Origin of the sequence: Sulfuriferula sp. AH1 (assembly GCF_002162035.1) — a bacterium.
GTDB lineage: Bacteria > Pseudomonadota > Gammaproteobacteria > Burkholderiales > Sulfuriferulaceae > Sulfuriferula.
Genome location: NZ_CP021138.1, coordinates 987,605 through 1,011,275, shown reverse-complemented (window position 1 = coordinate 1,011,275; position 23,671 = coordinate 987,605). Strand labels below are relative to the sequence as shown.

At 56.0% G+C, this 23,671-nt stretch carries 25 protein-coding genes; 12 read left to right on the top strand and 13 right to left on the bottom strand.

Going from position 1 to position 23,671, the window contains the following annotated elements; all coding sequences use genetic code 11:
* Positions 1–2: 2 nt before the first annotated feature.
* From tatA to CAP31_RS05260, 4 genes are all read left to right on the top strand, one after another.
* A complete protein-coding gene (gene tatA / locus CAP31_RS05275) occupies positions 3–215 on the top strand; it encodes a Sec-independent protein translocase subunit TatA (protein ID WP_087446579.1) in 213 nt (70 codons plus the stop codon).
* Positions 216–223: 8 nt separating this feature from the next.
* Positions 224–646, top strand: a complete 423-nt coding sequence (gene tatB, locus CAP31_RS05270; RefSeq protein WP_087446578.1) for a Sec-independent protein translocase protein TatB — start codon at positions 224–226, stop codon at positions 644–646.
* A complete protein-coding gene (tatC, locus tag CAP31_RS05265; protein ID WP_087446577.1) occupies positions 643–1,446 on the top strand; it encodes a twin-arginine translocase subunit TatC in 804 nt (267 codons plus the stop codon). The genes tatB and tatC overlap by 4 nt, the downstream gene beginning before the upstream one ends.
* A 196-nt stretch (positions 1,447–1,642) precedes the next feature.
* Positions 1,643–2,845 (top strand): ammonium transporter, encoded by a 1,203-nt coding sequence (locus CAP31_RS05260; protein ID WP_087446576.1) that lies wholly within the window; start codon positions 1,643–1,645, stop codon positions 2,843–2,845.
* Between the two features lie 80 nt (positions 2,846–2,925).
* On the opposite strand, the gene CAP31_RS05255 is transcribed toward CAP31_RS05260, so the two are convergent.
* From CAP31_RS05255 to CAP31_RS05230, 6 genes are all read right to left on the bottom strand, one after another.
* Positions 2,926–3,672, bottom strand: a complete 747-nt coding sequence (locus CAP31_RS05255; protein ID WP_087446575.1) for an RES family NAD+ phosphorylase — start codon at positions 3,670–3,672, stop codon at positions 2,926–2,928.
* Positions 3,673–4,032, bottom strand: coding sequence for an MbcA/ParS/Xre antitoxin family protein (locus CAP31_RS05250; protein ID WP_087446574.1), 360 nt, complete (start codon positions 4,030–4,032; stop codon positions 3,673–3,675). It lies immediately after the preceding gene.
* A gap of 145 nt (positions 4,033–4,177) precedes the next feature.
* Positions 4,178–5,731 carry a hypothetical protein gene (locus tag CAP31_RS05245; protein WP_157662658.1) on the bottom strand — a complete coding sequence of 518 codons (1,554 nt, stop codon included), beginning with the start codon at positions 5,729–5,731 and terminating at the stop codon, positions 4,178–4,180.
* Complete coding sequence (locus CAP31_RS05240) at positions 5,715–6,932, bottom strand: RimK family alpha-L-glutamate ligase (protein ID WP_223247379.1); 1,218 nt, start codon at positions 6,930–6,932, stop codon at positions 5,715–5,717. The genes CAP31_RS05245 and CAP31_RS05240 overlap by 17 nt, the downstream gene beginning before the upstream one ends.
* Positions 6,919–8,394, bottom strand: coding sequence for an aspartate aminotransferase family protein (locus CAP31_RS05235; RefSeq protein ID WP_223247378.1), 1,476 nt, complete (start codon positions 8,392–8,394; stop codon positions 6,919–6,921). Before CAP31_RS05235 ends, CAP31_RS05240 begins: the two co-directional genes overlap by 14 nt.
* Positions 8,395–8,451: 57 nt before the next feature.
* Positions 8,452–9,819: a sigma-54-dependent Fis family transcriptional regulator gene (locus CAP31_RS05230; RefSeq protein WP_223247377.1), complete on the bottom strand. Its 1,368-nt coding sequence runs from the start codon at positions 9,817–9,819 to the stop codon at positions 8,452–8,454.
* Positions 9,820–10,012: 193 nt separating this feature from the next.
* On the opposite strand from CAP31_RS05230, the gene CAP31_RS05225 reads away from it, so the two are divergent.
* The gene (locus CAP31_RS05225) at positions 10,013–11,281 is read left to right on the top strand and encodes an NAD(P)/FAD-dependent oxidoreductase (protein ID WP_087446570.1); all 1,269 of its coding nucleotides are present in this window, start codon (positions 10,013–10,015) and stop codon (positions 11,279–11,281) included.
* A gap of 134 nt (positions 11,282–11,415) precedes the next feature.
* Here CAP31_RS05225 and CAP31_RS05220 read toward each other — a convergent pair whose 3' ends face one another.
* The 6 genes from CAP31_RS05220 to trxB are packed head-to-tail and all read right to left on the bottom strand — an operon-like array spanning position 11,416 to position 15,514.
* Complete coding sequence (locus tag CAP31_RS05220) at positions 11,416–11,682, bottom strand: barstar family protein (RefSeq protein ID WP_087446569.1); 267 nt, start codon at positions 11,680–11,682, stop codon at positions 11,416–11,418.
* Complete coding sequence (locus tag CAP31_RS05215; RefSeq protein WP_223247376.1) at positions 11,679–12,128, bottom strand: ribonuclease domain-containing protein; 450 nt, start codon at positions 12,126–12,128, stop codon at positions 11,679–11,681. Before CAP31_RS05215 ends, CAP31_RS05220 begins: the two co-directional genes overlap by 4 nt.
* Entirely contained in the window at positions 12,125–13,525 is a 1,401-nt protein-coding gene (locus CAP31_RS05210) for a PhoH family protein (protein ID WP_087446567.1), read from the bottom strand. The genes CAP31_RS05215 and CAP31_RS05210 overlap by 4 nt, the downstream gene beginning before the upstream one ends.
* Entirely contained in the window at positions 13,526–13,981 is a 456-nt protein-coding gene (locus tag CAP31_RS05205) for a peroxiredoxin (protein ID WP_087446566.1), read from the bottom strand. It abuts the gene before it with no gap.
* 12 nt (positions 13,982–13,993) lie between these two features.
* Entirely contained in the window at positions 13,994–14,551 is a 558-nt protein-coding gene (locus CAP31_RS05200; RefSeq protein WP_087446565.1) for a Smr/MutS family protein, read from the bottom strand.
* Between the two features lie 6 nt (positions 14,552–14,557).
* Positions 14,558–15,514: a thioredoxin-disulfide reductase gene (gene trxB, locus CAP31_RS05195; RefSeq protein ID WP_087446564.1), complete on the bottom strand. Its 957-nt coding sequence runs from the start codon at positions 15,512–15,514 to the stop codon at positions 14,558–14,560.
* A gap of 388 nt (positions 15,515–15,902) precedes the next feature.
* Between trxB and CAP31_RS05190 the strand changes: the two genes are divergently transcribed.
* The 4 genes from CAP31_RS05190 (at position 15,903) to CAP31_RS05175 (ending at position 21,135) form a co-directional block, all read left to right on the top strand.
* Positions 15,903–18,188 (top strand): DNA translocase FtsK, encoded by a 2,286-nt coding sequence (locus CAP31_RS05190; RefSeq protein ID WP_087446563.1) that lies wholly within the window; start codon positions 15,903–15,905, stop codon positions 18,186–18,188.
* A gap of 14 nt (positions 18,189–18,202) precedes the next feature.
* A complete protein-coding gene (gene lolA, locus CAP31_RS05185; protein WP_087446562.1) occupies positions 18,203–18,820 on the top strand; it encodes an outer membrane lipoprotein chaperone LolA in 618 nt (205 codons plus the stop codon).
* On the top strand, positions 18,817–20,124 hold the full coding sequence (locus CAP31_RS05180; protein WP_223247375.1) for a replication-associated recombination protein A: 1,308 nt from the start codon (positions 18,817–18,819) through the stop codon (positions 20,122–20,124). The genes lolA and CAP31_RS05180 overlap by 4 nt, the downstream gene beginning before the upstream one ends.
* Before the next feature lie 69 nt (positions 20,125–20,193).
* Positions 20,194–21,135, top strand: coding sequence for a bestrophin family protein (locus CAP31_RS05175; RefSeq protein ID WP_087446561.1), 942 nt, complete (start codon positions 20,194–20,196; stop codon positions 21,133–21,135).
* Between the two features lie 347 nt (positions 21,136–21,482).
* Here CAP31_RS05175 and arsC read toward each other — a convergent pair whose 3' ends face one another.
* The gene (gene arsC / locus CAP31_RS05170) at positions 21,483–21,899 is read right to left on the bottom strand and encodes an arsenate reductase (glutaredoxin) (protein ID WP_087446560.1); all 417 of its coding nucleotides are present in this window, start codon (positions 21,897–21,899) and stop codon (positions 21,483–21,485) included.
* A gap of 104 nt (positions 21,900–22,003) precedes the next feature.
* Here arsC and CAP31_RS05165 point away from each other — a divergent pair, with 104 nt between their 5' ends.
* From CAP31_RS05165 to CAP31_RS05155, 3 genes are read left to right on the top strand one after another with little or no spacing between them, the layout of a single operon-like run.
* Positions 22,004–22,330: a metalloregulator ArsR/SmtB family transcription factor gene (locus CAP31_RS05165; protein ID WP_087446559.1), complete on the top strand. Its 327-nt coding sequence runs from the start codon at positions 22,004–22,006 to the stop codon at positions 22,328–22,330.
* Positions 22,331–22,366: 36 nt separating this feature from the next.
* Complete coding sequence (locus tag CAP31_RS05160) at positions 22,367–23,416, top strand: permease (RefSeq protein WP_087446558.1); 1,050 nt, start codon at positions 22,367–22,369, stop codon at positions 23,414–23,416.
* A gap of 26 nt (positions 23,417–23,442) precedes the next feature.
* Positions 23,443–23,658: a DUF2892 domain-containing protein gene (locus tag CAP31_RS05155; protein ID WP_087446557.1), complete on the top strand. Its 216-nt coding sequence runs from the start codon at positions 23,443–23,445 to the stop codon at positions 23,656–23,658.
* Positions 23,659–23,671: the final 13 nt, after the last annotated feature.

The following is a 23,671-nucleotide window of genomic DNA, read 5'->3' as shown; positions in this document are numbered from 1 at the left end:
TCATGGGCAGCTTTAGCATTTGGCATTGGTTAATCGTACTAGCCATCGTTTTAGTGATATTCGGTACGAAAAAACTGCGTAATATCGGCGGCGACGTAGGCGGTGCCGTTAAAAGTTTTAAAGACGCCATGAAAGAAGGCGAACAGGGCAAAATCGACAGCCAGGACACCGGCCATACCATAGACGGCGAAGTCAAAGAAAAAACCAAAGCATAAGGCGCAACATGTTTGATGTTGGCTTTTCCGAACTGTTGGTGATCGGCGTCGTTGCGCTCATTGTCATCGGCCCCGAGCGACTTCCCAAAGTCGCCCGTACTGCCGGCTTGTTGCTTGGACGCATGCAACGCTATGTTGCCGCGGTAAAATCAGATATCAGCCAGGAAATCCAGTTGGATGAGCTGCGCAAAAGCGGGCAGATATTCAAGGACAGTCTGCAGGAAACCGGGCAACACATCGCCGGTGAAATCAATCAGGTTCAACACAGCATTGAATCTGCCGCAAATCCTGCCCAACTGGAACTGCCCAATACCGAGCAAACACTGACCGCCACACCTGAAAATCCTCAGCGTGAATTAGCTCTGGAGCCGATGCCGGACCCTGCATCCCATTCTGACACCGACCCACATAAAACCAATCACACAGCATGAGCACACCCGAATCGCAGGACACATTCATCTCTCATCTGGTTGAATTACGCGATCGTTTATTGCGTGCGGTGTTATCAGTCATCCTGGTGTTCCTGGGCTTGTTTCATTGGGCGAACGATCTTTATACACTGCTTGCCAGACCACTGCTCCATGCTTTGCCTAAAGGCGGCCAGCTTATTGCGACCGAGGTGACCGCGCCATTCTTTGTGCCTATCAAGGTCACCATGATGGCGGCATTCCTGATCGCATTGCCTTACATTCTCTATCAAATATGGGCATTCATTGCGCCCGGCCTGTACTCGCATGAGAAACGTCTTGGCATCCCGCTGATTATCGCCAGCGTGTTGCTGTTTTTCTGCGGCATGTCTTTCGCCTACTTCCTCGTCTTCCCTATCGTATTCGGTTTTATCGCCGGGGTTGCGCCGGTGGGCGTTGCGGTGATGACCGACATCAGCAAATACCTCGATTTCGTGCTCACCATGTTCATGGCATTCGGCATTACTTTCGAGGTACCCGTCGTCGTTGTCCTGCTGGTCAAGATCGGTCTGGTCAGCGTCGCCAAATTACGTGAAATCCGCCCTTACGTCATTGTCGGGGCCTTTATCATCGGTGCGATATTCACCCCGCCGGATGTGGTCTCGCAGACCATGCTAGCCGTTCCACTCTGGCTGCTCTACGAGCTTGGCATTATCGTTGCCAGCCTGGTTAGCCGGCCTGCTCCGGCTACCGATAGCTACCAGCCGCTTTCCGAAGAGGAAATGGAACGCGAGCTTGATGGCATCGACCCTCCAAAGCACTAACACTCCTCATCCCCGCTGTTAAATTATCCTTGTATCAAAGGATATGGATTATTTTGCACTAAAATAGTGCCTATCGATAGGCAAATGCACTATATAGGTGCACGATCATTTAGCAGAAAACAATCCCTATTGTTTTTTAAACGAAAAAAATCAGGCCCAAATATTGCTTATATACGGGACTCATTCAGGAGCCCGTATGGATCATCTCAAAATAAGCAATGACGTATTATTCATCTTACTCGGCGCCATCATGGTACTGGCCATGCATGCGGGTTTTGCCTTTCTTGAAGTCGGTACCGTCCGTCGCAAGAATCAGGTCAACGCCCTGGTCAAGATACTCGCCGACTTTTCGATATCCACCATCGCCTATTTCTTTATCGGTTACGGGGTTGCCTATGGCGTCCACTTTGTCCATGGCGCCGATACATTGATGGCAAAAGACGGTTACGAACTGGTCAAATTCTTCTTTCTGCTCACCTTTGCGGCCGCCATACCGGCCATCATTTCCGGCGGCATCGCCGAACGCGCCAAATTCGGTCCGCAACTCGCTGCCACATTTTTACTGGTCGGCTTCGTCTACCCGTTCTTTGAAGGTATCGCCTGGAATAATCATTTCGGCATTCAGGACTGGCTGAAATTGCAATTCGGCGCAAATTTCCATGATTTTGCCGGTTCCGTCGTTGTGCATGCCATGGGCGGCTGGATCGCGCTGGCCGCTGTCATGCTGCTCGGTGCGCGCCATGGCCGTTACCGTAAGAATGGCGACATCGCCGCCCATCCGCCCTCCAGCATTCCATTTCTGGCACTTGGCTCCTGGATTCTGATAGTGGGCTGGTTCGGCTTTAATGTCATGTCTGCTCAAACCATAGACAAAATCAGCGGTCTGGTTGCGGTTAACTCACTGATGGCAATGGTAGGCGGCACGCTTGCGGCATTGCTCGTCGGTCGTAACGACCCCGGCTTCACTCATAACGGCGCGCTGGCTGGACTGGTCGCAGTATGCGCGGGATCCGATCTGATGCACCCCCTGGGCGCATTGATTACCGGCGGCATCGCCGGTGCCTTATTTGTGTGGATGTTTACGGTGACCCAGAACCGATGGAAAATCGATGACGTACTCGGGGTATGGCCGCTGCATGGATTGTGCGGCACCTGGGGTGGTCTGGCTGCCGGCATCTTTGGTTTGCCTGCTCTTGGCGGCTTAGGCGGCGTCGCATTCATGTCGCAACTGTTAGGCACCCTGGGGGCTATTGCCGTCGCGCTGACAGGCGGGTTCGTCGTTTATGGCGTACTCAAAGCCACGCTGGGGATACGCCTCAATCAGGAGGACGAGTACAACGGTGCGGACTTATCCATACACAAAATATCCGCCACTGCCGAGCGTGAAACCAACTGGTAACCTCACGACAATAAAAATTCTGCCGGATAACTTATGAAAGAACAGATTAAGGTCGGACAGGCGGCCTTGATCTGCATCGTTCAGGCAGCTTGCGGTAATTTACCCTCAACCAGGAACACCTCGATGGGAAACGTGTACAGCGTGCGACTATGCGCAGCATGAAAACGAACCCGTTCTGCAGTTACCTCACATAACCACGGTTCCTGAAACACCGGAGCCTTTGCGCCTAGCGCCGCAGGCGTGAATAAAGCGACATTGATGCCGCCTTCCGGATCGCGCACAGAGATGAATTCGAATGCCTCGACCCCGGCTGTGCGCATCTCGGCACCGAGCACCTGAGTCGGTCCGTAATCCGATGGACTGGTCAGCACTTCACGATAACTTGCGAACGGCAAGGCTTGTAGCTGCAGCCCCTTCCCTGTGCGGTATTCGGCGCCAAACAGGGTATGCTGCGTATCAAGTTTGCCCGCAGGCGGCGTCGCCATGCCGTACCAGAACAGGAATCGGTAATAGGCAGCTTCTGCCAGCACCGTGCCGGTTTCCAGCGCCCCGTAAAACAGGCTTGGTGCGTTACGCGTGCTGAAACGCGAACCGTGTTTCAATGGCGGATAGCGAAACGGTGTCGCCAGCAGGTAGTGAAGCCCCCTGGTTTCCGCACGCAGACGCGGTTTTGTCGCCTCCAGCATATCCTCCAGCACCAATTGCCGCTCCAGCGAACTGACCAGCTGGTTGGTCGCAACCTGCTCCTGGCTCTCTACCAGCCGCAACAGCACGCCTGACAGACTGCGCAATTCGGCTTCTGCCAGACAAAGAGACCAATCGACCACTTACAGCTTGCCCCGCATGGCATCCAGATATTCCAGCACCGTGGTCAGGCCTTGTACGCTTTTGATCTGCTCGCGCGGAATGCCGCCTGTATGCAGGTTTTCAGTCTGCATCCAGTGCCGCATCTGCTGAAAATCCCCTCCGACCAGCACAAAAAGCGAGCGATAACAGCGGATGAACAACAACGCCAGCTCCCCGGCCTTGCTGTCAGGGTCGATGTCGCCGCGGCTGATCGCAGTGCGATTTTTGCCTATCACTTCGCCGAGGTCTGACTGATTCATACCCAAGTGCTTGCCGGCATTAGCCAAAGCTTCTGTGAGGACACTGGATTTTTCAGTATCGGGTACAAGCGCCAAACTCATGGGATACTCCTCATCATTTAATCCAGGATTAAATGTCAATATAGCACAAAATATTTATATTTGTTAAATTTGCACATTTCAAACACTCACATTGCCCTGAACCCAAGCAATACGCCTGACGGCTGACTGTCTTATTTGAATCGACTCAAACAGGATTTGCGTGCAGCAAAAGCGCGATTTTGTCCAATGCGGCGAGTGCCCGCCCGATCACGATAGCCGCACCCGGACCCTGCGGCGACAAAGCCTCGACAATCAGCCTTGCGCTGACGTTCAGACGCAGCGCGCTTACCGGTACCCCGTCACGCACGCCATAATCCACAGGCTGACCCAGTTGCACACGACTGGCCAGCAACGGATTACCTGCTGTAACGGCAAACAGACGTGCATCCACGCTCAAATCGCATTGCAACAACTGATAAATGCACATCATTTCGTCGCAATCGAGTGGCTGACGAGTTCCAGTCGCACGCACCCGGTAAAGCAGGAAAGGGAAAATGGTAGGCAAGCTGTCCCAGCTCGTTCCATCAGAAATGGGAGCGCGATTCAGCTCCGGCACGGGTAGCGCCTCAAATGCGGGATCGCTGTCGAGTTTCTGCAACACCGCCGCTGCAAAGGCCTGCAAAAAACTGCCGACATCCCGCTCCGGTATCGCGCGAAACAGGCGCAATTCCGTCAAAGCCGCTTCCCAGCGCAACAGCAAACCATAATTGGCGCCCTCCGCATCCAGTTTTGCGGTGTTCCATCCGCTCGACCAGTCGGCGGGAGCCGAATAGGCACGCAAGCTGGAAGGCACAGCATGCCGCTGCATGCATTCAGTCACAGGCGACGGAACCAACAGCGCACCGGAGAAAGTCGGGCCGGTAATGAATTTTGAACCGGTAACGGCCACCATGAAGCCTTGCTGCAAGTAAGCACGCAAAGTCGATGGCGCAATTCGGAACTGACAGGCGTCCACCAGTACTTCTACCTGCCCCGGATACTGCCGATGCAACGCAGACACGCAGACCGTACCCGGCATGATCATGCCGGTCTTGGACACATCGACCAGTGTCAACAGCACCCGCTGGCCTGCCGCCACGGCCTCATGCACCCGCGCAGCAACCTCGGCATCCATCGCCTCAACAGCGCGCGGAGTGCCATCGGCCAGGCGCATCGCAATCGTCACCACAGCGATCTCATCATTGGCAATAGCATCGCCTTCAGCAACATTCCGGGATAACGCCGTACGCGTACTGAAATGCCTGCCTGCCAAAGCGGCCGGCACCCCTCTGCCGGTTTCGCCCTCCTCCACCATGATCGCGCATAACGGTCCCTGTTGGCACATCAGTTGTGCTGCAATCAAATGGCTGTCGGTACCCGATGCAGCAAACACGATTTCAAGACCCGGCAAATCCGCAATGCCGCACAGCGCAGCCAGTTCCATGCGCATCGCATCGAGCTTGCGCGCATAGCTGACGGCTGGCGGCTCGATAGCCGCATTGCGTGCCAATTCGTCCCGCAACCTGTCGGCAGCAGCAAAACCCTGTTCGGAGATCACAGAAGCGGTTGACGAGCCAAACGCAATCAACGCGGCATCAGGATAGACCCGACAACCGTATTTATTGCGCCCGTCCTCCGCATCCAGCGCGATACGGGCATCGCCGCCGGCCGCCAGCAATACTACAGTAGCAGGGATAGTCACATCAGTTCTGACGGTCAACGGCATTCACCAGCAACGCGTGAAAAGCGGAAAAAACCTTATGCATCTGTGGCTGTTTGTAAGGAAACATGTCCACCGGATCCATCGCATGGACGATCATATTGCTGTCTATCTCGAATATCAGTAACGCGCCATCCGCCGTTTCGCCACAGTCGATACCCAGATAATCGAGGCCGGCCCGTTCATATATGGCCTGAAAAGCAGCCGCGTGCCGGCGCGCAAAATCCTCATCAAAATTCGCCATGAATCGGGCTTCTTCAGCCCGATTCTCCGGCTTGTCCGTCATCTCCGCGTTGAGATAATGCACCATCCAGTGCCTGGACAATGCCATATGGCAGACATACGGCCGACCGCCGATCAACACGATCCGGTATTTCCTGAACAATCCGTCGGCACCGCTATAATCCACAAAACGTGAAATATAGAATTCGTCTTCGGTCCGGCTCCGCAGATATGCATCGATATCGCCGGCACTATCCAGCTTCATCAAACCCTGCCCCGCATGCGAATCGACCGGACGCACAATGACCGGGAAATCGCCGTCAGCGATCACCGCAGCCATCCTTAATTCAGCGCTGGCCAGTTGCGCCAGCACCTGCCTTTCAACCCTTGCGGTGCTGGGCATGACCAACCCGGTGGCCCCGCTAAGCAAGGCGCTGGCGGCATTGCGCGATAGCGCCCCGATTTTGTCAGGCGCATTCAATACCGGACGCGGCCATTGCTGGATAAACGACGCAACGAATCCCAGGATCAGCCGGTTGTGATCCGATTCGCCGATCGCGACAAAAACCACATCATGCTCGGGCAATTCCGCCGGAAAAGGCAGATCCGGCGCCACATAAAGCAGGTTGAGCAGCACATCGGTGTCTTCCAGCAGAACTTCTATCGGCGTATTCGACATCAAGTCACCCGGCGCTACCAGCGCCAGCACGCGCAAACGAACCTGCTCGCCGTTGAAAGGCAATCGATAGACCTTCTGCAGCTTGAGCGCTTCCGCCTGCACCTGCAAAGCCAGCTCGCGATTCTGTTTGAATTGCAGAATCACCGCCAGATCCATCAGCACATTGGCTGCCTCCGGATGCGCGTTGGCATAGGCGATCAGATCGGTTGCCAATGGCGCGAGATCGACACCCTGCAGAGACATCCGCATTAAACTCGGCAACCCAATCAGGGGAGGCTGTTCCAGCTCATTCAGTTCCATGGTCATTCCTGTTATGTGCAATGCTTTCGCCGAACTTGAGCGCGGCATCGATCAAGGCATCGATATCCACGGTGTCGGTACGATGATTGACAATTGCGGCGCGAATAGCCAGCTTGCCGTTAATGGTGGTGGTAGATGGTGCGGCTATGCCTGATTCCTGGATAGCGATGACGATCGCTGCATTCACCCTGTCGGCGTCATCGCAACGATAGCGGAAACAAACGATATTCAGCGCTACCGGTGCCAATAGCTCGAGGGCAGGCGTCGCCTCAATGCGCTGTTTCAAGTATTGCCCAAGGGCACAGGTTTTCGCAATGCTCATACCCAGCCGCTCGGCACCGTAGACTTGCAAGGTAAACCAGGTTTTAAGCGCCCGGAATCCGCGCGACAGATCGGGGCCGAAATCGCATGGCCATGGCGAACCTGCTGCCATGCCGCAGGTTTCCCGGCGCAGATAGGCCGCAGGAGAGGCAAAGGCGTCGTAGTGCAAGGTGCCGTCGCGCACCAGAATAAATCCGGCATCGTAGGGCACCTGCCCCCATTTGTGAAAATCGAACGCCACCGAATCCGCACGCTCCAGACCTGCCAATCGCGGCGCCAGTTCGGGTGACAACATCGCCAGCGCACCATACGCGCCATCAATGTGAAACCACAGCGCTTCCTTTTGCGCGAGATCGGCCAATGCAGTCAGGTCATCGATGGCGCCTACGTCCACCGAGCCGGCAGTTCCGGCGATGAAAAACGGCGTATACCCCTGTTCCCGGTCTTGCGCAATCGCGGCAGTCAGCGCGGCGATATCCATCTGGAATCGTTCATCGACCGGAATCACTCGCAGCGCATCCATCCCCAGCCCGGTCAGATCCATCGCCTGAGCGATACAGCCATGCGCACCAGCCGAAGTATAGGCGGTCAGGCGCTTGCCTCCGGATGCCATGCCCTGATAGCGCACTGCGCCGCCCAGCACAGCGGTTCGCGCCACCAGCACGGCAATAAGATTCGCCATTGAGGTGCCAGTGACGAACAGGCCGCTGGCAGTATCGGGGAAGCCGAACAACTCCCGCATCCAGCGCACTATCTGCCATTCGACCTCAACCGGAATCTGATCGCGGCCGCCGAGATTGGCATTCAATCCCGCCGCCAGCATTTCCGCCAGCATGCCGACCGGAGTACCGCCGCCATGTACCCAGCCCATGAAGCCGGGATGCGCATTACCCACCGCATACGGCAGAATATCGTGCATGAAGGTTGCATGTGCCGCAGCCAGGTCGCCTGAAGCCTGAGGCAACGGTTGCCGGAAGACTTCCCGCACAGCTTGCGGGGCGGGTTGCCAGACCGGTCGTTGCCGGATCTGCTTCAGATAATCGAGCATGTCATCCAGCATGCGATGGCCTTGTTCGCGTAAATCCTGCCAATCTGTCGGGTCGAGCGAGTCCTGAACCGTCTCTCGCGTTATTTTTGTCAAAGTAAAATCCGTTCTAATTATTCAAATACATACAAGCCAATAGCATGATCCATAATGCTATGACAGGTTGTACAATTTTAATTTTCGGTACAAAGTACGCTCGCTGATTCCCAGTATATCAGCCACATTACGCCGATGCCCATGATGAATCTGCAGCAAGTCCGCAATATATCTGGCTTCGAGTTCCGCTATCGGCATGCCGGACACGGCCTGATGCACATCGGAAACAGCCTGAGGCAATACCGGCGCAGCTTGCTCAGCCGTGGCTAGGCGCCGGTCAGTCTCGGCCGCCTGCCTGCCCAACACGATATTATCCGCGCTGATGACACTGTGACGGCACATCGCTACCGCTTTCAGCAGGATATTGCGCAGCTCGCGCACATTGCCGGGAAAATCGTATTGCGTTAATTTGGCGATTGCATCATCGGTCAACTTGCAGCGCGGGGTACCGGATGCGGTAATCCGTTTCAGCATGGCTTCGGCCAGCGCCGGGATGTCGCTGCGACGTTCGCGCAAACTCGGCAAACGCAGGTCGATGCCAGCGATACGATAATATAAATCCAGCCGGTATTGGCCGGACTCCGCCATTTCCAGCAGATTGCGATTGGTCGCGGCCACGATACGCACATCGGTGCGCAAGGTTTCGGTACCGCCCACCCGACGGAATTCACCGCTCTCCAGCACACGCAGCAACTTGGCCTGCATCGCCAGAGGAATCTCTCCGGCTTCGTCCAGCAGCAGCGTGCCGCCGTTGGCCAATTCGAACAAACCTTGCTTGCGCCCGATACAGCCGGTGAATGCGCCGCGCTCGTGCCCGAACAGTTCGTCCTCAAACATGGTTTCGGCAATCGCAGCGCAGTTGATTGCCACGAACGGCTTGTCCCGCCGGCGGGAACGCTTATGCAGATATTGCGCCGCCAGCTCCTTGCCGACGCCGCTTTCCCCCAGCAACAACACCGAGGCTTCCGATTGCGCGGTCATCGACAACATCTCCACGCAATGCAGAAATGCAGGCGAGCTGCCCACCATGCGCATTTCATCGCAATTCATTTCATCCGGGCTCACTATCGGCATCACCGCCTCGCCCAGATAACGCACATCCGCCTCATCGAATATCGGATACCCCTTGATCCGCGCATACTCGGGACGATGATGCCGGTCAAAATGCGTGTGAATCACTTCGTGTTCCTTGCCGCTGCTAAATACGGCCTGATGCGGGCAGTCCTCGCCATTCTGATGACACGGCACGGCCGAGCGATGCGACACTTCGTGACAGCGCTGACCGACGATCTGCTCGCGTGCCATGCCGTAATTATCGCAATAGGCCTGATTCGCCCCGACTATTCGATAATTGGCATCAATCAGCACAAACGGATGCGCATGCACTTCCAGCAATGAATTTAATTCCGGACCGAGTTTTTTCAATTTCTTCCTCTGACATGATGTCATGACAAGATGGCTCAGCATAAGTCATAACCAGACACTCTGTCATGACAAATTTTATTTCAAAATCTGAACATAACAAAAAATACTTTAAATTCATTATATTGAAATCATGGCACAAAATCCGCTAAGTATTAGCGTTGGCAACATTCCAAATCAGAATAAGGATACCGCAATGGCACACATCGTAATTTTAGGCGCCGGCATAGGCGGCATGCCGATGGCTTATGAAATGAAAGAACTGGCGCGCCCGGAGGATACCGTTACCGTCATCTCCAACACCGACACTTTTCAATTCACGCCATCCAACCCCTGGGTCGGCGTCAAATGGCGCAGCCGCGAGGAAGTAACCTTCCCGGTCGCGCCTTATCTGGAAAGAAAGGGCATCAAATTCATTCCGCGCGGCGCCGCACGTCTGCATCCGGATCGGAATCAGGTCGAACTGGTCGATGGACAAGTCATCGATTACGATTATCTGGTGATCGCGACCGGCCCCAAGCTTGCCTTTGATGAAGTCCCCGGATTAGGGCCCCAAGGCCACACCCATTCGGTATGCAGCGTCGACCACGCGGAAAAATCCGCGAATGAATGGGAAAATTTCTGCGCCCAGCCGGGCCCCATCGTCGTCGGCGCCGTGCAAGGCGCATCCTGCTATGGCCCAGCTTACGAATACGCTTTCATCATGGAAACGGATTTGCGCAAACGCAAGATCCGCGACAAGGTGCCCATGACCTTCGTCACTGCCGAACCCTATATCGGCCATCTCGGTTTGGGTGGCGTAGGCGATTCCAAGGGTATGCTCGAATCCAGCATGCGCGACCGCCATATCAAATGGATATGTAACGCCAAAGTCACCAAAGTCGAAGCCGGCAAAATGTTCGTTACCGAGCACAACGACGACGGCAGCGTAAAAAAGGAACACGAACTGCCGTTCGGCTATTCGATGATGCTGCCTGCATTCAAGGGCATAGATGCCGTTTTCGGCATCGAGGGCCTCACCAATCCGCGTGGTTTCATCATTGCAGATCCTTATCAGCGCAATCCGAAATATCCGAACATCTATTCGGTCGGCGTATGCGTCGCCATACCGCCGGTAGAGACCACGCCCGTGCCTACCGGCACACCGAAGACAGGCTACATGATAGAAAGCATGGTCACCGCCACGGCGCATAACATCCGCAATGCACTGGATGGCAAGGAACCCAGCGAAAAGGCAACATGGAATGCGATCTGTCTGGCCGATTTCGGGGATGCCGGCGCAGCGTTTGTCGCGCTGCCGCAGATTCCTCCGCGCAACGTCAACTGGTTTAAAGAAGGGAAATGGGTACATCTGGCCAAAATTGCGTTTGAAAAATATTTCATCCGCAAAATGAAGAAAGGCACGACCGAACCTATTTATGAAAAATACGTGCTCGGTGCGATGGGCATCAAGAAATTGAAATAACGCATAACAGCAGGTAACCGCCCCAAAAAGACGGCCCACTGCTGCTTTAAAGTACAGCCCATCCCGGTCGTACTTTTTCCGAACGTCTACCTGTCGTGCTGGCGGATAGACGTTTTTTTATGCTAACCGCAAACTCAGGCGCGCAAGGTAAAGCTGAAGTCATCCCGCTCCGCGACTGCATCGGCAAGTATTTCCAGCAGCAGCCAGTAATCTTCGCCCATTGCATCACGACTGACGCCCGGTTGCTCCCAGATCAGCTCCAACGGTCCTTCGACATCGGTCAGCGTATCCCATAAAGCATCCATGTTGCGTCCGAAATGAGACGGAAAATCAAAAGAAAACGCAATTTGCTCATAAAAGCTTTTCAGGCTGGTCAGGTTTTTTAAATAACAGGTTTTCATTGGCAGGCTGGTATCTCCGTATAAGTTTGATAATGATCCACCGTAATAAAGCGCCGTCCCTGAAGCGAAAAAATCAGACGTTTCGCGCCACGATGCCCTCCCTTGTAATCCAGATCCGCTTCCCGCCATTGCCCGGCCGATAGCTGCCGTTCGCGGTTGTCAAACCTGTCGCCTCCGATACTTTTACCTTTGAGCAAAGGCGCATCCCATAATGCATGGCCGCGCTGCCAGCCCGCGGCAACGGCGGCCCGCTTGGTAACAAACTTGTCGGGCAGGTAACGATTATGGGTTGCGTTTAACCGGTTCAGAATATCGGTTAACTCAACTTCATCTATTATAGGACGAAGTGAAAAATTTACCCGGTGAACTTCATCGCGGCATGGCGCGGCAAACGCTGTTGAACTGATAAACGCCGCCGCCAGCCATGCCCATCCCCATCGCCTCAAAGGGTTTCCCCGGCATAATCCGCCAGACGCGAACGTTCGCCGCGCGCCAGCGTGATATGCCCGCCATGCGGCCAGCCCTTGAAACGATCCACCACATAAGTCAGGCCGGAGCTGCCTTCGGTCAGATAAGGCGTATCGATCTGCGAAATATTGCCCAGACAGACCACCTTGGTCCCCGGACCGGCGCGGGTGATCAGGGTCTTCATCTGCTTGGGCGTCAGGTTTTGCGCTTCGTCGATAATCAGGTATTTGTTCAGAAAAGTCCGTCCGCGCATGAAATTCAGCGACTTCACCTTGATGCGGGTGCGTATCAGATCCTGCGTCGCGGCACGACCCCAGTCCCCTGCCGCTTCATCGGTCTTGTTCAGCACATCGAGGTTGTCTTCCAGCGCACCCATCCACGGGCTCATTTTTTCCTCTTCAGTGCCCGGCAGAAAACCGATATCTTCGCCCACCGGCACCGTCACCCGGGTCATGATGATCTCGGAATAACGCTTGTGCTCCAGCGTTTGCATCAATCCGGCAGCCAGCGTCAGCAAGGTCTTGCCGGTACCGGCCTGGCCGAGCAAAGTCACGAAATCGATCTCCGGGTCCATCAGCACATTCAGTGCGAAATTCTGCTCGCGGTTGCGCGCGGCGATACCCCAGACATTGTTTTTCTGATGGCCGTAATCCTTGATGGTTTGCAGCTCGGCGACCTTGCCGTCGACTGACTTGACGATGGCATGGAACGGCGTCCCGCTTTCCAGATACACGAATTCGTTGACCAGCAAGCTGGATACGAGCGGCCCTTTGATGCGATACCAGGTACGGCCTTCCACCTGCCAGGATTCCATGCCCTTGCCGTGCTTGTCCCAGAAATCGGCTGGCAGCTCGCGCACGCCGGCATATAGCAGGTCGGTGTCTTCCAGCACCTTGTCATTGAAATAATCCTCTGCGAGCAGCCCCAGCGCGCGCGCCTTGATACGCATGTTGATGTCCTTGGACACCAGTATCACCGGACGGCCCGGCTGTTCCTGACGCAAGCTCAGCAGCACGCCGAGTATCTGATTATCCACCTTGCTGGAAGGCAGGCTGGCCGGCAACGAACCCTGGATGGCGCGGGTCTGCAGGAACAGTCGCCCTATCGCACCTTTGCGCCCTTTGCTGGACAGCGAGATACCCGACTCGATGCCAGTCTCGCACCCCGATACGATCTCGTCCAAAAAGCGGCTGGCCTGCCGCGCATTGCGCGCGACTTCGGTCATGCCTATCTTGTGCTGGTCCAGTTCTTCGAGTGTCGCCATAGGTAAAAACACATCATGCTCTTCAAACCGAAACAGACTGGTTGGATCATGCATCAGCACATTGGTATCCAATACAAACAGCTTAATCACCGCCGGGGTTTTACGTGGCATTTAATTCTCCTGAAGGGATTTAAGGGCATCCAGAACTGCTTGGGCATGGCCAGCCGATTTCACGCTGCGCCATTCCTGTATTATTTTTCCGGCTTCATCAAACAAAAACGTACTGCGATCGATACCACGCACTTCTTTACCATACATATTCTTTAATTTCATGACACCAAACAATTCACACACCTTCTCGTCTTCATCGGCAAGCAAGTCGAACGGCACATTGAGCTTGGCTTTGAACTTCTCATGGGATTGGACACTGTCACGCGAAATGCCCACGATCTCGCAGCCGAGCTGCTGAAACCCGGCATACAGGTCACGGAAATCGGAGCCTTCCACCGTGCATCCAGGGGTATCGTCCTTGGGATAAAAATACACCACCAGCTTCTTGCCGCGCGCATTGCTCAGCTTGAACGTCTTATTACCTGTTGCTGGCAATTCAAAATCATCAATTTGCATATTCACTCCTCGTTAACTTGATTTCAACAATACGACTACCGCACCGCTGCCGCCATCGACTGCGCGCGCCTGACAAAATGCCAATACTTCATCCTTCTGCATCAGCCAATGCTTGACCTTGGTGCGCAGCACCGGTTCACGATTCCTGGAACCCAGGCCCTTGCCATGAATAATCCGCACACAACGCAGCCCGCGCTTGCTGCAATGCGCGATAAAGGCCGCCACAGCCTGTCGCGCCTCCACGCTGACCATGCCATGCAGATCCAGTTCGCCCTGCAATATCCAGTGCCCGCGGCGCAGTTTGCGCAGCGTATCGCGACGCAAACCGGGACGGATGAACACCAGCTCCTCGCCGGTTTCCAGTCCGTCGTCCCAGCCGATGTAATCGGACAGGCTGTCGGCCAGCACTTGCTGCTCGTCGCGCAATAGACTTTTGGGAATGGGGGGTGTTGCTACCGGATCAGGTTCGATACGCCCATGAGCGGCGATAGGTTGGGCATCCCTGACGGCTGCCTGGAACAGCGCAAGATCGTCAGGGGTGAGGGATGCAGGTAGGTGTTTACCTGCCATGACGTTTTAATCCGTCAAGCATTCTAGATAACGGTCGGCATCCAGCGCAGCCATACAACCGGTGCCGGCACTGGTAATCGCCTGCCGGTAGATATGATCCTGCACATCGCCTGCCGCAAACACGCCGGGGATACTGGTTGCCGTCGCGTTACCCTTGTGGCCACCATGGGTCACGATATAGCCGCCTTCCATGTGCAGCTGTCCGGTAAACAGGTCGGTATTGGGTTTATGGCCGATAGCGATGAAGACACCGGTGACTGCGATATCCTTGGTGCTGCCGTCAGCCACCGATTTCACACGCATCCCGGTCACGCCGGTCTTGTCGCCGAGCACTTCATCCAGCTGGCAATTCAATTCCAGCGTCACTTTGCCTTCCGCCACTTTCTCCATCAGGCGATCAGCCAGAATCTTCTCGGACTTGAATTTATCACGACGGTGCACCACGGTGACGTGACGCGCGATATTGGAGAGGTATAACGCCTCTTCCACTGCCGTATTGCCGCCGCCGATGACAGCCACATCCTGATTGCGATAGAAGAAGCCGTCGCAAGTCGCGCAACCGGACACACCCTTGCCCATGAACGCCTGTTCGGATTCCAGCCCCAGATACATCGCCGATGCGCCCGTTGCAATAATCAGCGCGTCGCAGGTATAGGTACCCTGATCGCCGATCAGCGTCATCGGTTTTTCGGTCAGCTTCGCGGTATGAATATGATCGAAAATGATCTCGGTATTGAAGCGGCGAGCATGTTTTTCAAAACGCTCCATCAATTCCGGACCCTGCACCCCATCGACATCCGCTGGCCAGTTATCGACTTCGGTGGTAGTCATCAACTGGCCGCCCTGTGCCATGCCGGTAATCAGCACCGGGTTCAAATTGGCGCGCGCGGCATATACCGCTGCAGAATATCCTGCCGGGCCGGAACCCAAAATCAATAACCGTGAATGTTTGGTTTCAGACATACTCATGCACTCCATATCTATTAATGTAAGTTTAATGTGGAAATTCTAACAGGATTCAATCACCCTTTAACAAGGTTCACGTTATAATTTTAACTTCGATGTTCCTAAGGAAGCACTGATTTAATCAAACATGGTTGCGACGGAGTATTGCGAAATGCCAGGCAAGAAGAAAGACACGCCATGCAGCATTCTGCACAAGCAGCTTCCGATGCCGCTTGGCGCTTGCAATAACCCGTCCCGCCGGGTTCAAACGAAAACAGGCTTGCTCTGCGTTGCACGCCTTGGCATCGCAGACCGAGCTACGGCCTGCGGCTTGCGCCCTGATAAAACCTGTTTCCGTTTGAACGCAACCCATGTTTGATTAAATCAGTGCTTCCCTGACATAACCATGTTTACTCCACGTCGCCGCACTACTACAACTCCACGCAAACCGCTGCCGCCCAAAGTCAGCGGTTTGCTGCGCGAAACCGGCTGGTTGCTCAGCGCGATGATCGCGCTGGGATTGGCATTGATTCTATTCAGCTATACGCCAAGCGATCCGGGCTGGTCGCACAGCAGCAAAGCCGCCATCCAGAATCTGGGCGGCACATTCGGCGCCTATATAGCGGATATACTGCTGGCGTTATTCGGTTTTTCAAGTGGCTGGCTGATCGTATTGGCCGGCTTCAATACCTGGCGCGGTTACCATCAGCTGCAACAGCAACCCGAGACGGAAGCCGACCGCCGGCCGGCTTTTATTCGCGGCGCCGGTTTCGTCGTGCTGATACTCGCCAGCAGCGGACTCGAATCTGCACGCCTGCACAGCATAGGGCATTATCTTCCCGAACAGGCAGGCGGCATCATCGGCGCCCTGAGTGGCGACACCGTCACCCAACTGCTCGGTTTTACCGGCGGCACGCTGGCGCTATTGGTGCTGATCGCGGTCGGCTGGAGCCTGTTCAGCGGCATTTCCTGGATCGGCGTAGCGGAATCCACCGGTGCAGCGATGGAACGCGGCTGGCTGTGGGCAGTGCAAACACTGGATAACTGGCGCATCAAACGCGCTGGCGCCAGCGCCACGCGCCAGCGCAAGGAAGTCGTACAGGTGCAGAAGCAGCGCATGGAGCACCAGGAACCGGTCATCATCGAAACGCCCTCGCCCATCATTATCAAATCCGAACGCGTCGAAATCGAAAAACAGGCACCGCTGTTTGCCGAAATGCCTGATTCGCCGCTGCCACCGCTGCACCTGCTCGACCCCGCCAGCCCGCCAGTGGAAAGCCTCACCGCTGACACGCTGGAATTTACCTCGCGCCTGATCGAACGCAAGCTGGGCGAATTCAATGTGCAAGCCCGCGTGGTCGCCGCCCTGCCCGGCCCGGTCATCACCCGCTACGAAATCGAACCTGCCTCCGGCGTAAAAGGCAGCCAGATACTCAATCTGGCCAAAGATCTCGCCCGTGCGCTGTCGGTGGTCAGTATTCGCGTGGTGGAGACCATCCCCGGCAAAACCACGATGGCGCTTGAGATCCCCAACCCCAAACGCGAAATCGTGCGCCTGTCGGAGATCCTCGAAGCCAAGATCTATCACGACATGAACAGCCCGCTGACCATGGCCATGGGCAAGGACATCGCCGGTAACCCGGTGGTCGCCGACCTCGCCAAGATGCCGCACGTGCTGGTGGCAGGCACCACCGGCTCGGGCAAATCCGTCGCCATCAACGCGATGATCCTGAGCCTGCTGTACAAGGCTGACGCCAATCAGGTCAGGCTCATCCTGGTCGATCCGAAAATGCTGGAGCTGTCGATTTACGACGGCATCCCGCACCTGCTCGCGCCCGTGGTCACCGACATGCGCCAGGCCGCCGCCGCGCTCAACTGGTGCGTGGCCGAGATGGAACGCCGCTACAAGCTGATGTCCGCACTCGGCGTGCGCAATCTGGCGGGCTACAACCAGAAACTCGCCGAAGCTAGAAAAGCCGGCAAGCCCCTTACCCATCCGTTCAGCATCACCCCGGACAACCCTGAGCCGCTCGACGATCTGCCGCTGATCGTGGTGGTGATCGACGAACTGGCCGATCTGATGATGGTGGTCGGCAAATCGGTGGAACAGCTGATCGCCCGGCTGGCACAAAAAGCACGTGCTGCAGGCGTGCACCTCATTCTCGCCACCCAGCGTCCGTCAGTGGACGTCATTACCGGCCTGATCAAGGCCAATGTGCCGACCCGCGTCGCGTTCCAGGTCTCCAGCAAAATCGATTCGCGCACCATTCTCGATCAAATGGGCGCGGAAGCCCTGCTCGGCCAGGGCGACATGCTCTATCTGCCGCCCGGCACCGGCTATCCGCAGCGCGTACACGGCGCGTTCGTCGCCGATCACGAAGTGCACAAAGTGGTCGATTATCTCAAGCAGATGGGCGAACCCAATTACATCGAAGGCATCCTCGACACGCCGGAAGACAACGAAGCCGCAGGCGAAAGCGGTGGCGGCGATGCCGAATCTGATCCACTCTACGACGAAGCCGTTGCGCTGGTACTGCGCACCCGCCGTCCCTCCATTTCCGCCGTACAACGCCATCTGCGCATTGGCTACAACCGGGCTGCACGCCTGATCGAAGCCATGGAAAGCGCCGGGCTCGTCAGCCCGATGCAAAGCAACGGCAATCGGGAAGTCATTGGTCAACATCGCGAATAAACCGGTATCCATTTATGAAAAAACTCAGTCTGCTTGCCGCCCTCTTGTTTTATACTGCCAGTGCCGGCGCCAATGGTATTGACGCTCTCAAAGCCTTCATCGCCGATACCCGAACCGCAAAGGCCGACTTCAGTCAGACCGTACTCGACAAGAACGGCACGACCAAACAGCAAACCAGCGGCACCATGGCATTCTCGCGCCCGGGCAAATTCCGCTGGGCCTACCAAAAACCGTTTGAACAGCTCATCGTCGGCGATGGCAGCAAAATCTACCTGTACGATGTCGACCTCGAGCAAGTCACCATCAAGCAGCTGGATCAGGCGCTCGGCAGCAGCCCCGCGGCGCTGCTCGCAGGCAACAACGAGATTGAAAAATTCTATGTGCTGGCCGATGCCGGCACGCATGACGGTCTGACCTGGCTCAGCGCCACGCCGAAGGACAAGGACGGCAGCTTCAATCAGATACTGATGGGATTTAACCAGCGCACACTGGCGGAAATGAAGATACGCGACAATTTCGGCCTCACCACCGTACTCAAGCTCAGCCATCTGGAGCGCAATCCAAAACTGCCTGCCAGCACCTTCAAGTTCACCCCGCCACCCGGGGTCGATGTGATATCAGACAGCAAGTGAGCGACGATTTATTTCATAGAATTCCAGACCATGCGCCGCTAGCCGAGCGCCTACGGCCGCGCGGCATCGACGAGGTCATCGGCCAAAGCCACCTGCTCGGCGAGGGCAAACCGCTGCGCCTGGCCTTCGCCTCGGGCAAGCCGCATTCGATGATCCTGTGGGGGCCGCCCGGTGTCGGCAAAACCACGCTGGCGCGCCTCACCGCCGATGCTTTCGACTGCACCTTCATCGCGCTGTCGGCGGTATTTGCCGGAGTCAAGGATATCCGCGCCGCGATGGAGCAGGCCGAACAAACGCTGCAGCAACACGGCCGCCACACCTTGCTGTTCGTCGACGAAATCCACCGCTTCAACAAGGCGCAGCAGGATGCGCTGCTGCCGTTCGTCGAATCCGGCCTGGTCACCCTGATCGGCGCCACCACCGAGAATCCCAGTTTCGAAGTCAACTCTGCGCTGCTGTCGCGCGCCCAGGTGTACGTGCTGCAAGCGCTCAGCGCGCACGAGCTGCGCCAGCTGGTCGTACGCGCTGCCAGCGCCATAGCACTGGATTTGTCCGAAGCCGCCATCGATACCCTGATCGGTTATGCCGATGGAGACGCACGACGCCTGCTCAACCTGATCGAACAGACCCAGACCGCCGCCCAGACCAGCGGCATCAGCCACATTGACGCCGCGTTCATCGAACAGGCGCTGACACTCAACTCGCGGCGTTTTGACAAAGGCGGCGACCAGTTCTACGACCAGATTTCCGCATTGCATAAATCGGTGCGCGGCTCCAATCCCGATGCTGCGCTGTACTGGCTATGCCGCATGCTGGATGGCGGCGCCGATCCCAAATACCTGTCGCGGCGCATCATCCGCATGGCCTGGGAAGATATCGGTCTGGCCGATCCGCGCGCCATGCAGCTGGCTAACGATGCCGCAACCACCTACGAGCGCCTGGGCTCGCCCGAGGGTGAGCTGGCACTAGGGCAGGCAGTGATTTATCTGGCAGTAGCCGCCAAAAGCAATGCCGGCTATAACGCATTCAATCAGGCCATGGCCTTTGTGAAAAGGGACAAATCCAGCACAGTGCCGGTGCATCTGCGTAATGCGCCTACCAAACTGATGAAAGAACTGGGTTACGGCCACGCCTACCGCTATGCGCATGATGAACCGGAAGCCTACGCCGCCGGCGAGACCTACCTGCCGGACGACATGGCGGAGCCGGGCTGGTATCAGCCGGTGCCACGCGGTCTGGAAAGCAGGATCGCAGAAAAACTGGAACACCTGCAGGCGCTGGATCGGAAAGCCCGCAAAAAATAACATGCGCAAACAGCCAATTCCCTCTCACACCATTCCAGCAACTCCACTACACCGGCAAAAGGTTATTTTATGATAGTTCGCGGCAGGCCCTCAGGGATACAATTGTTCTTAGTGTTACGCGGTTCGATTCTGAAACAGATATGGAAAGTACTGGTAATCAACATCGTGGTGGCTACCCTGGTCACGCTGAATCACGGCGATCTGTTCCGGTTGAAAATCACGCTGACTGCCATCCCGTTCACCCTCATCGGCCTGCCGTTGGCCATCTTCCTCGGTTTCCGCAACAATGCAGCCTATGACCGCTACTGGGAAGGCCGCAAACTGTGGGGCGAAATCGTATTGCTCAGCCGCAATTTCGCACGCCAGTGCCTGAGCCTGATCGAGCACGCCGAACCGCTCAAGGCTACCACCGGATTCAAGGACATACGTGTCAGGATGATCTACCGCGCCATCGCCTTCTCGCACGCGTTGCGTCATCAGCTGCGAAATACCGATGCCCGTACCGAGCTCCAGCCCTTGCTCACACAACAGGAATGGCAGCACCTCGACCAGACCAGCAACCTTCCCGATTATCTGATGCGCCAGATGGGCAACGACCTGCGTCTGTGCATGAATGAACAGCGCCTCGACAGCTGCCTGGCGACGTCCCTTGATGCCACCATGTCCGCCATGACTTCCGCTGCCGCCGCCTGCGAGCGCATCAAAAGCACGCCTATTCCGTTCTCCTATACCCTGATGCTGCACCGTACCGCTTATCTGTACTGTTTCCTGCTGCCTTTCGGACTGGTGGATACGATAGGTTTCATGACGCCTTTCGTCGTCGGCATCGTCGCTTATACGTTTTTCGGACTGGACGCGCTGGGCGACGAAATCGAGGAGCCGTTCGGCACCTCCCCAAACGATCTGGCGCTGGAAGCGATCTGTCGCTCGATAGAAATCAACTTGCGCGAAGCGGTAGGCGACGAACACGAGCTCCAGCAGCTGCAACCGCTCAATTATTGCCTGATGTAAAACGGCCAGTGCTTCGGCAGATGATTTGCAGGGTTACATGCCACGTGATTCGGTTTAACAATCCAGGGCTATGCGTGGCCAAGAAGCATCATGCCGAGCACAACTACCACGGCAGCACCGAGCAAAACCATACTGATCACGAACAGAACTCGACGAGCCGACTTGCTGATTTTTATCACCACCATACTCCTTGCTCAATACGCCGCACAACAGTGGCGTTTAGTTTGCCGTAACATTGCGGCACTACCCATGTTATCCATTTTTCCTGACGCTAATCGGACACAAACGTTTTACGCAACTTCGGCTGCAAGTTTTATGTGCAATCCGCAGCAACGACCCGCTCACGCTCAGACATCCGTCCTGGCCACGATCACCTCGCCGTCTTCCTTGGCGATCGGCCCCAGTTGCGGCAAGGGCAGGATTTCCAGCACGGTTTCCGAAGGCCGGCACAGCCGGGTGCCGAGCGGCGTGACCACGACAGGCCGGTTGATCAGGATGGGATACGCCATCATGAAATCGATCAGCTCGTCATCGCTCCACTTGCCGTTGTCCAGATCCAGCTCATCGTACGGCGTGCCTTTGCGCCTCAGCAGTTCGCGTACCGGCGTCCCCATTGCCGCAATCAGCTCCACCAACTTGTCGCGACTGGGCGGCGTTTGCAGATATTCGATGATTTCCGGTTCGACGCCGGTATTGCGGATGATGGCGAGCACATTGCGCGAAGTGCCGCAGGCGGAATTATGATAGATCGTTATGTCGGACATGGTGTTCTCAGAGAATATATCGGGGAGCTGAATGGTAACCATAGTTCGTCCATTTTTCAATATACGTATTGACATATATTTACTAATACATATATATTAAACGCATGATGGATTCCAGCACGTTATTTACCGTCCTCGCCGACACCACTCGCCGCCAGTTGCTGACGCATTTGCTGCAGCACGGCGAATCCTGTGTCTGCGAGCTGTATGCCACGCTGGACATGTCGCAACCGAAGGTATCGCGCCACCTGGCGATATTACGCGAAGCGGAGCTGGTAAGCACACGGCGCTCGGGCACATGGGTGCATTACCGCATCAACCCGGCACTGCCAGACTGGACGCAGGTAACATTAGCGCAAATGGCAACCGCGATGGCGCTGGAAGCCTCGGCTTGCGGCAGTGATACAAACAACGCCTGTTGCGCAGCTTGAAGCCAACGGCAGCTCAGGAGCAGTGACGTGGAGATAATGCAACAGCGTTCACCCGAAGGCATCAATACCGTCAAATGGCTGGCGGCGGTTGCGCTCGGACTGGCAGTATGGATAGCGCTTTACAGCCAGCTGCAGAACCTTGCCGATTACGGCATGAGTCTGACCGGAATTGCCGCAGACACGCATCTCGGACAAGCGCTCAACTTCTTCGTGTTCGAAACGCCCAAGGTATTGATGCTGCTCGCACTCATCGTATTCGCGATGGGCGTGATCCAGACTTTCGTGGCCCCCGAGCGTACCCGGCAACTGTTATCCGGGCGCCGGCTGGGTATCGGCAATGTCATGGCCGCCAGTCTGGGCATCGTCACGCCCTTTTGCTCGTGCTCGGCGGTGCCGCTGTTTATCGGCTTCCTGCAGGCGGGGGTACCGCTGGGGGTGACCTTCTCCTTCCTGATCTCCGCACCCATGGTGAATGAAGTCGCGCTGGGTCTGCTGTTCGGCTTGTTCGGCTGGAAAATCGCGCTGCTGTATCTGGGCCTGGGGCTGGCTGTTGCGATCGTCGCCGGATTGGTTATCGGCAAGCTCGGCATGGAAAAGCATCTGGAAGACTGGGTGCAGGCCATTCAGGCCAAAGGCGGCGCGGTCATCGCCAATCTCGACCGGAAACAAACCTGGCCTGAGCGTTTTGAAGCAGGCATCCGCCACCTCAAGGAAATCGTCGGCAAGGTGTGGCCCTACATCGTTCTGGGCGTCGCGGTCGGTGCCGGTATCCACGGCTATGTACCGCAAAACTTCATGGCAGGTATCATGGGCAAGGGCGCCTGGTGGTCTGTGCCCGCAGCAGTATTGATCGGCGTACCCATGTATTCCAATGCGGCAGGCATTATTCCGGTAGTGCAGGCCTTGCTCGGCAAAGGTGCGGCATTGGGTACGGTATTGGCCTTCATGATGAGTGTCACCGCGCTGTCATTTCCCGAAATGATCATACTACGCAAGGTACTCAAACCCAGGTTGATCGCAACTTTTGTCGGCGTCGTGTCTGCGGGCATATTGTTCGTTGGCTATGTATTTAATGCAGTGCTTTAATTTGAACCAATGATAGGAGTATCACAATGAAAGGCAACAAAATGACGCGCATGATGTCGGTCATGGTATTGGTCTCGCTGGCAGCAACCCATTTTTCCGGCCAGTTCAATCTGTTACATCCCAGTTTCTTATGGATAGCCGGTTTCGCCAGCATCATGGCATTCCAGGCTACCTTTACCGGCTTCTGCCCAGCAGGCGTACTGTTCGGCAATGGCAAAAAAGCCGCTTGCTGCAGCAAATAAGGAAAGGAGAGCG

Excerpts from the sequence above, each read along its gene's own strand:
- tatA (WP_087446579.1), top strand. The coding sequence starts at position 3 with ATGGGCAGCTTTAGCATTTGGCATTGGTTAATCGTACTAGCCATCGTT.
- tatB (WP_087446578.1), top strand. The coding sequence starts at position 224 with ATGTTTGATGTTGGCTTTTCCGAACTGTTGGTGATCGGCGTCGTTGCG.
- tatC (WP_087446577.1), top strand. The coding sequence starts at position 643 with ATGAGCACACCCGAATCGCAGGACACATTCATCTCTCATCTGGTTGAA.
- CAP31_RS05260 (WP_087446576.1), top strand. The coding sequence starts at position 1,643 with ATGGATCATCTCAAAATAAGCAATGACGTATTATTCATCTTACTCGGC.
- CAP31_RS05250 (WP_087446574.1), bottom strand. The coding sequence starts at position 4,032 with ATGAGTTTGGCGCTTGTACCCGATACTGAAAAATCCAGTGTCCTCACA.
- CAP31_RS05240 (WP_223247379.1), bottom strand. The coding sequence starts at position 6,932 with ATGGAACTGAATGAGCTGGAACAGCCTCCCCTGATTGGGTTGCCGAGT.
- CAP31_RS05225 (WP_087446570.1), top strand. The coding sequence starts at position 10,013 with ATGGCACACATCGTAATTTTAGGCGCCGGCATAGGCGGCATGCCGATG.
- CAP31_RS05220 (WP_087446569.1), bottom strand. The coding sequence starts at position 11,682 with ATGAAAACCTGTTATTTAAAAAACCTGACCAGCCTGAAAAGCTTTTAT.
- CAP31_RS05210 (WP_087446567.1), bottom strand. The coding sequence starts at position 13,525 with ATGCCACGTAAAACCCCGGCGGTGATTAAGCTGTTTGTATTGGATACC.
- CAP31_RS05205 (WP_087446566.1), bottom strand. The coding sequence starts at position 13,981 with ATGCAAATTGATGATTTTGAATTGCCAGCAACAGGTAATAAGACGTTC.
- CAP31_RS05200 (WP_087446565.1), bottom strand. The coding sequence starts at position 14,551 with ATGGCAGGTAAACACCTACCTGCATCCCTCACCCCTGACGATCTTGCG.
- trxB (WP_087446564.1), bottom strand. The coding sequence starts at position 15,514 with ATGTCTGAAACCAAACATTCACGGTTATTGATTTTGGGTTCCGGCCCG.
- CAP31_RS05190 (WP_087446563.1), top strand. The coding sequence starts at position 15,903 with ATGTTTACTCCACGTCGCCGCACTACTACAACTCCACGCAAACCGCTG.
- lolA (WP_087446562.1), top strand. The coding sequence starts at position 18,203 with ATGAAAAAACTCAGTCTGCTTGCCGCCCTCTTGTTTTATACTGCCAGT.
- CAP31_RS05175 (WP_087446561.1), top strand. The coding sequence starts at position 20,194 with ATGATAGTTCGCGGCAGGCCCTCAGGGATACAATTGTTCTTAGTGTTA.
- arsC (WP_087446560.1), bottom strand. The coding sequence starts at position 21,899 with ATGTCCGACATAACGATCTATCATAATTCCGCCTGCGGCACTTCGCGC.
- CAP31_RS05165 (WP_087446559.1), top strand. The coding sequence starts at position 22,004 with ATGATGGATTCCAGCACGTTATTTACCGTCCTCGCCGACACCACTCGC.
- CAP31_RS05160 (WP_087446558.1), top strand. The coding sequence starts at position 22,367 with ATGCAACAGCGTTCACCCGAAGGCATCAATACCGTCAAATGGCTGGCG.
- CAP31_RS05155 (WP_087446557.1), top strand. The coding sequence starts at position 23,443 with ATGAAAGGCAACAAAATGACGCGCATGATGTCGGTCATGGTATTGGTC.